Source organism: Streptomyces sp. NPDC058052 (genome assembly GCF_042885515.1).
Classification (GTDB): Bacteria; Actinomycetota; Actinomycetes; order Streptomycetales; family Streptomycetaceae; genus Streptomyces.
The window spans coordinates 232,495-238,726 of the sequence record NZ_JBHVRX010000011.1 but is presented as its reverse complement, the minus strand read 5'-3'; the positions used below and the strand labels follow the sequence as shown (position 1 = coordinate 238,726).

Below are 6,232 nucleotides of genomic sequence, written 5' to 3'. Positions count from 1 at the left end.
CCCGGCCGGTGCGGCGCCGCTGCCCCCGGAGGCCGCTCCGGGCACCGTCCCGCCCGCCCGGCCGGCGGCCCCGCCGCGTCCGGCCGCCGTCCCGCGGCCCGCCGGATCCGCGCCGCTGCCGCCAACCCGCGTCCCGCACGACGCGGCCGCCGTGCCGGTCGAGACCACCACGCGGCTGCGGCCCGTGCGGGTTCCGGCGTACGGGACGGACGAGACGCCGGTCGAGACGACCACCCGGCTGCGGCCGATACGGGAGCGGCGGCGGGGCCGGGCCCTGGCCGTCGGCGCCTGCCTCGTCCTCGGGACCGGCCTCGTCGGCGGCGCCCTCGCCGGCGTGTGGCTGGCGGCCTCCGGCGGCGGGAAGCCCGCCGAACCCGCCGGGTACGCCGTCGCCAAGGAGCTCTGGCACAACGCCCCCGTCGACACCCTCTTCCCCCGCACCCTCACCGCCCCCCAGGCCGGCCCCGGCCCCTCCGCGCGCACCTGGACCCGGGTCGTCGTCGCGCCCGACGCCCCGTGCGCCCCCGCCTCCGTCGCCTCCCGGCTGCTCGCCGCCCTGCGCCCGCTCGGCTGCGAGCGCGTGCTGCGCGCCACGTACACGGACGCCACCGCCAGCAGCGTCCTCACCGTCGGCCTCGTCTTCACCCGCGCCGACGTCTCCGCCCAGCGCGCCCTCGACGGCCGCAGGCTCGCGACCCGCCTCGGCCAGGACGTGCCGCCCGCGCTCGCCGGCCCCGGCACCGTCGCCGCCGGCTTCGGCCCGGCCCAGCGCGCCGGCTGGTGGGTGACCGCCCCCGCCGACCTGCCCGTCGTCGTCACCGCCGTCTCCGGCTTCGCCGACGGCCGCGCCGTCGACCGCGCGGTCCCGGCCGACCAGGCCATGAAGAAGGGCCGCACGGACGCCGTGGCCCAGTCCGGCCTGGGCCACGAGGCCCTCGGCATCGCCGAGCGGCTGGAGAAGCAGCTCCGCACCACCGCCCTGGACGCGGCGAAGGAAGAGGAACAGCGGTGACCCCGCCCCGTACCCGCGTGACCCCTCCCGGCACCCGCGTGACCCCGCCCCGTACCCGCGTCCGCGCGGCGGTTGTCGTGCCCGCCGCGGTCCTGCTCGCCGCCGCGTTCTCCGTGCTCCCGGCCGCCGCGCCCGCGCACGCCGACGCCATCCGTGACCGTCAGTGGGGCCACGAGACCCTCCGCGCCGACGAGGCGTGGCGCACCACCAAGGGCGAGGGCATCACCGTCGCCGTCCTCGACACCGGCGTCGACGCGGACCACCCCGACCTCGCCGGTTCCGTCCTGCCCGGCCACGACCTCATCGGCTTCGGCGCCTCGAAGGGCGACGCCACCTGGGCCCGGCACGGCACCGCCATGGCCGGCATCATCGCCGGGCACGGCCACGGCTGGGCCGACGACAGCGGCGTCCTCGGCATCGCCCCCGGCGCCCGCATCCTCCCCGTCCGGGTCATCCTCGAAGGCAAGGACAAGGCCCGCGACAAGGCCCGCAAGACCCGCGGCACCGCCCTCGCCCAGGGCATCCGCTGGGCCGCCGACCACGGCGCCGACGTCATCAACCTCTCCCTCGGCGACGACTCGAAGTCCGCCCACCCCGACCCCGGCGAGGACGCCGCCGTCCAGTACGCCCTCGGCAAGGGCGTCTCCGTCGTCGCCTCGGCCGGCAACGGCGGCGAGAAGGGCGACCACGTCTCCTACCCGGCCGCCTACCCCGGCGTCATCGCGGTCACCGCCGTCGACCGCTTCGGCACCCGCGCCTCCTTCTCCACCCGCCGCTGGTACGCCACGGTCAGCGCCCCCGGCGTCGACATCGTCATCGCCGACCCCGACCAGAAGTACTACGAGGGCTGGGGGACCAGCGCCGCCGCCGCGTTCGTCTCCGGCGCCGTCGCGCTCGTCCGCTCCGCCCACCCCGACCTGACCCCCGCCCAGGTCAAGAAGCTCCTCGTCGACACCGCCCGCGACCGGCCCGAGGGCGGCCGCAGCGACGCCAAGGGGTACGGCACCGTCGACGCGGCCGCCGCCATCGAGGCCGGTGCCGCGCTGAAGGGCGGCGACCCGAAGAACGCCACCGCCGGCCACCGCGGCCAGTACTTCGGCCCCGGCCCCCTGCCCGCCGCCGAGGAGGACACCGTCCCCGGCCTCCTCGCCCCCCTCGCCGGCGGCCTCGGCGCCCTCCTGCTGCTGGCCGCCCTCGTCCTCCACCGGGCCGGCCGCGCCCGCTGACGGCCCGGCGGGCCGAGCCCGGGACCCGGCCGGTTAGGCTCGGGGCGTGGAGCTCAAGAACATTCCGGACCCCGGTTTCTCCGACGACGACGGCACCGCCGACCCGGCGCTCGCCGCGGCCCTCGCGGCCTGGGCGGAGGACAGAACCGCCCACGGCCCCGTCCTGGAGGCGCTGCGCGGCGCCCGGCTCCTCGTCCCCGTCGTCGCCGTCCTCGGCGAGGTGGAGATCGACCCGGTGACCGGGCTGAAGCAGGAGAAGACCAGCGACATGGCGGTGCCGACGCTGACCGCCGGCGACCGGCGCGGCCTCCCCGCCTTCACCTCGATCGCCTCGCTCGCCCTGTGGGACCCGGCCGCCCGGCCCGTCGCCGTTCCGCTCCAGCAGGCGCTCGCCGCGCTCGTCCACGAGAAGGCCGACACCCTCGTCCTCGACATGGCGGGCCCGGTGCCGTACCAGGTGAGCGGCTCCGCCCTGCTCGCCCTCGCCGAGGGCCGCACCAGCACCGACCCCCTCGACGACCCGGCGGTACGGGACGCGGTCCGCGCCGCGGTCGCCGCCGAGCCCGCCGTCCTCCGCGCCCACCTCGGCCCGGGCGCCGCCGACGGCACCCTCGCCCTGGTCCTCGCCGAGGACACCGCCCCCGCCGAGGCCGCCCAGCGCGTCGCCCGTGCCCTCGCCGCCGACGAAACACTGAGGGCCCGCCTGGTGCGCGGCCTCGACCTGGCACTCCTGCCGGCCTCGGCCACGCCTCCCGGCGAGCCCTTCTACGTCAAGAACTGATCCGAGCGGTCCCGCTCTAGCCGAAGACCCGGCCCGTGTACTTCTCGCCCGGGCCCTGGCCCGGCTCGTCCGGGACGAAGGACGCCTCGCGGAAGGCGAGCTGGAGGGACTTCAGGCCGTCCCGCAGCGGGGCCGCGTGGAAGGACGAGATCTCCGTCGTGCTCGCGTCGAGGAGGCCCGCGAGCGCGTGGATCAGCTTGCGCGCCTCGTCGAGGTCCTTGTGCGCGTCGCCCTCCTCGGTGAGGCCGAGCTTGACCGCGGCGGCGCTCATCAGGTTGACGGCGACGGTCACGATCACCTCGACCGCCGGAACCTCCGCGATGTCGCGGGTCAGGGCCTCGAAGTCGGGGTTGTCGGCGGAGGGGCCGGGGGTGGTCGTGGGCTCGTTCTGGGGGGTCTCGCTCATGCCCCACACGATAAGCGGGCCGGCGGTTCGCGCCGACCGCCGGGTCCTGCTAACCTTGTGTAACGACCGGCCGGACACCTGTGTGCCCGGCCCACAAGTGGAGGCTCCGATCTCCCACCTGACCGCCCTCACGGGCGGCGGGTCACCGGTCAGGTGGTGACCATCGTTCCGTACGGACGATGGAGCCGCCCGATATTGCGCCCCGCGGTTGACCGTGGTGGTGCTCCGGTTTGCGTTGGAGCCCCGCCTGTGTCCCGTCGGGGCATTTTTTGTGTGCCCACTCGGTTGGTCTCAGTGATTTGACGTGACGTGTCCGTCCGCCAAGGCGGTCGCGTGGTGCTACCGAGGAGGATCCATCAGCGCCGAGCCCCGCATCAACGAGCGGATTCGCGTTCCCGAGGTGCGTCTTGTCGGCCCCAGCGGCGAGCAGGTGGGCATCGTCCCCCTTGCCAAGGCCCTGGAGCTCGCGCAGGAGTACGACCTCGATCTTGTCGAGGTCGCGGCGAACGCCCGTCCGCCCGTGTGCAAGCTCATGGACTACGGGAAGTTCAAGTACGAGTCGGCCATGAAGGCCCGTGAGGCGCGCAAGAACCAGGCGCACACGGTCATCAAGGAGATGAAGCTCCGGCCGAAGATCGACCCGCACGACTACGACACCAAGAAGGGCCACGTCGTCCGCTTCCTCAAGCAGGGCGACAAGGTCAAGATCACGATCATGTTCCGTGGTCGTGAGCAGTCCCGGCCCGAGCTCGGTTACCGCCTCCTGCAGCGCCTCGCCGAGGACGTCCAGGAGCTTGGCTTCATCGAGTCCAACCCGAAGCAGGACGGCCGGAACATGATCATGGTTCTGGGCCCGCACAAGAAGAAGACCGAGGCCATGGCCGAGGCGCGCGAGGCTCAGGCCGCGCGCAAGGCGGAGCGCCAGGGCATCGCGCCCGAGGCCGCTCCGGAGGCCGGTGCCGAGGAGGCTTCGGCCGACACGTCGGCCGAGAACGCCGAGGCGTGATCCGACGGGGCTGCCCCTGGGGCAGCCCCCCGGTCCCGCCCGGTACCACCCATCGAAGAATTGACGCTCCCGGTTCGCCGGTGTCCGCACCGGGGGAGCGCCACTGACGAGGAGATAACGGCGCTATGCCGAAGAACAAGACGCACTCCGGTGCCAAGAAGCGCTTCAAGGTCACCGGCTCCGGCAAGATCCTGCGCGAGCGCGCCGGCAAGCGCCACCTGCTCGAGCACAAGTCGTCCAAGCTGACGCGTCGCCTCACCGGCAACGCCGAGATGGCCCCGGGTGACGCCGCCAAGATCAAGAAGATGCTGGGCATCTGAGCTTGATCTCCCGCCCTCGGACGTCGAGGGCATCCGGCCAAGACCGGGACCCATCCGTTTTCCGGGTCGTGTGAACACACCACGGCCCCGCTACAAGGAGTAAGAAGTGGCACGCGTCAAGCGGGCAGTCAACGCCCACAAGAAGCGCCGGGCGATTCTCGAGCAGGCTTCCGGCTACCGCGGTCAGCGTTCGCGCCTGTACCGCAAGGCCAAGGAGCAGGTCACCCACTCGCTGGTCTACAACTACAACGACCGCAAGAAGCGCAAGGGCGACTTCCGTCAGCTGTGGATCCAGCGCATCAACGCCGCTGCCCGCCAGAACGGCATGACGTACAACCGCCTCATCCAGGGTCTGAAGGCCGCCAACATCGAGGTGGACCGCAAGATCCTCGCCGAGCTGGCCGTCAACGACATCAACGCGTTCGCCGCGCTGGTCGAGGTCGCGCAGAAGGCCCTCCCGGCCGACGTCAACGCCCCGAAGGCCGCCGCCTGATCTTCCAGGCCGCAGTACTTCTGCCCGGACCCGCAGGCCACGCGCCTGCGGGTCCGGCGCGTTGACCGCCCCTCCGCTTCGCCGCCGTCCCCGTACGCCGTCGACCCCGACGAGACAGAGAGCCCCAGGCACATGTCCACCCCCGAGCTGATCTCCCCGCGTTCCCCGCGCGTCGTCGCCGCCCGGCGGCTCGCCAAGCGCAACTTCCGGGGCAAGGACCGCCTCTTCCTCGCCGAGGGTCCCCAGGCCGTCCGCGAGGCCGTCGCGCACCGGGGCCCGGACGGCGCCCCCACCCTCGTCGAGCTCTTCACCACCGTCGAGGCCGCCGAGCGGTACGCGCCCATCGTCGAGGCCGCCCGCGCCGCCGGCGCCCGCGTCCACCACGCCTCCGACGCCGTCCTCGCCGAGGTCTCCCAGACCGTCACCCCGCAGGGACTCGTCGGCGTCTGCCGCTTCCTCGACTCGCCCTTCGACGAGATCCTCGCCGCGAAGCCCCGGCTCGTCGCCGTCCTCGCGCACGTCCGCGACCCCGGGAACGCCGGCACCGTGCTCCGCTGCGCCGACGCCGCCGGCGCCGACGCGGTGATCCTCACCGACGCCTCCGTCGACCTGTACAACCCGAAGTCGGTCCGCGCCTCCGTCGGCTCCCTCTTCCATCTCCCCGTCGCCGTCGGCGTCCCCGTCGAGCAGGCCGTCGCCGGCCTCCAGGGCGCGGGCGTCCGCATCCTCGCCGCCGACGGGGCCGGCCAGGACGACCTCGACGACGAACTCGACGCCGGCACGATGGGCGGTCCCACCGCCTGGATCTTCGGCAACGAGGCGTGGGGGCTGCCCGAGGAGACCCGGGCCCTCGCCGACGCCGTCGTCCGCGTCCCCATCCACGGCAAGGCCGAGAGCCTCAATCTGGCCACCGCCGCCGCGGTCTGCCTCTACGCCTCCGCCCGCGCCCAGCGGCCCCGCCACAGCTCCTGAAGCCCCCGGCCCCGTA

8 protein-coding genes are annotated in these 6,232 nt (G+C 74.2%); 7 read left to right on the top strand and 1 reads right to left on the bottom strand.

Features of this window, described 5'->3' with window-relative positions; genetic code table 11:
- From ACFVU3_RS18365 to ACFVU3_RS18355, 3 genes are all read left to right on the top strand, one after another.
- A partial coding sequence (locus tag ACFVU3_RS18365; RefSeq protein ID WP_390067272.1) for a hypothetical protein occupies positions 1–1,012 on the top strand: 1,012 nt, incomplete at its 5' end.
- Between the two features lie 38 nt (positions 1,013–1,050).
- On the top strand, positions 1,051–2,238 hold the full coding sequence (gene mycP, locus ACFVU3_RS18360) for a type VII secretion-associated serine protease mycosin (protein ID WP_390067289.1): 1,188 nt from the start codon (positions 1,051–1,053) through the stop codon (positions 2,236–2,238).
- Between the two features lie 46 nt (positions 2,239–2,284).
- The gene (locus ACFVU3_RS18355) at positions 2,285–3,019 is read left to right on the top strand and encodes an SseB family protein (RefSeq protein ID WP_390067271.1); all 735 of its coding nucleotides are present in this window, start codon (positions 2,285–2,287) and stop codon (positions 3,017–3,019) included.
- A 16-nt stretch (positions 3,020–3,035) separates the two neighbouring features.
- Here ACFVU3_RS18355 and ACFVU3_RS18350 read toward each other — a convergent pair whose 3' ends face one another.
- Positions 3,036–3,425, bottom strand: coding sequence for a DUF1844 domain-containing protein (locus tag ACFVU3_RS18350; RefSeq protein WP_390067270.1), 390 nt, complete (start codon positions 3,423–3,425; stop codon positions 3,036–3,038).
- Between the two features lie 304 nt (positions 3,426–3,729).
- Here ACFVU3_RS18350 and infC point away from each other — a divergent pair, with 304 nt between their 5' ends.
- The 4 genes from infC to ACFVU3_RS18330 all read left to right on the top strand — a co-directional run bounded on the left by infC (position 3,730) and on the right by ACFVU3_RS18330 (position 6,216).
- A complete protein-coding gene (gene infC, locus ACFVU3_RS18345; protein ID WP_390067268.1) occupies positions 3,730–4,431 on the top strand; it encodes a translation initiation factor IF-3 in 702 nt (233 codons plus the stop codon).
- A gap of 125 nt (positions 4,432–4,556) precedes the next feature.
- The gene (rpmI, locus tag ACFVU3_RS18340) at positions 4,557–4,751 is read left to right on the top strand and encodes a 50S ribosomal protein L35 (RefSeq protein ID WP_015032399.1); all 195 of its coding nucleotides are present in this window, start codon (positions 4,557–4,559) and stop codon (positions 4,749–4,751) included.
- Positions 4,752–4,857: 106 nt separating this feature from the next.
- Positions 4,858–5,244 (top strand): 50S ribosomal protein L20, encoded by a 387-nt coding sequence (rplT, locus tag ACFVU3_RS18335; RefSeq protein ID WP_030493496.1) that lies wholly within the window; start codon positions 4,858–4,860, stop codon positions 5,242–5,244.
- A gap of 132 nt (positions 5,245–5,376) precedes the next feature.
- Complete coding sequence (locus ACFVU3_RS18330; RefSeq protein WP_390067265.1) at positions 5,377–6,216, top strand: TrmH family RNA methyltransferase; 840 nt, start codon at positions 5,377–5,379, stop codon at positions 6,214–6,216.
- The last annotated feature ends 16 nt before the right edge of the window (positions 6,217–6,232 follow it).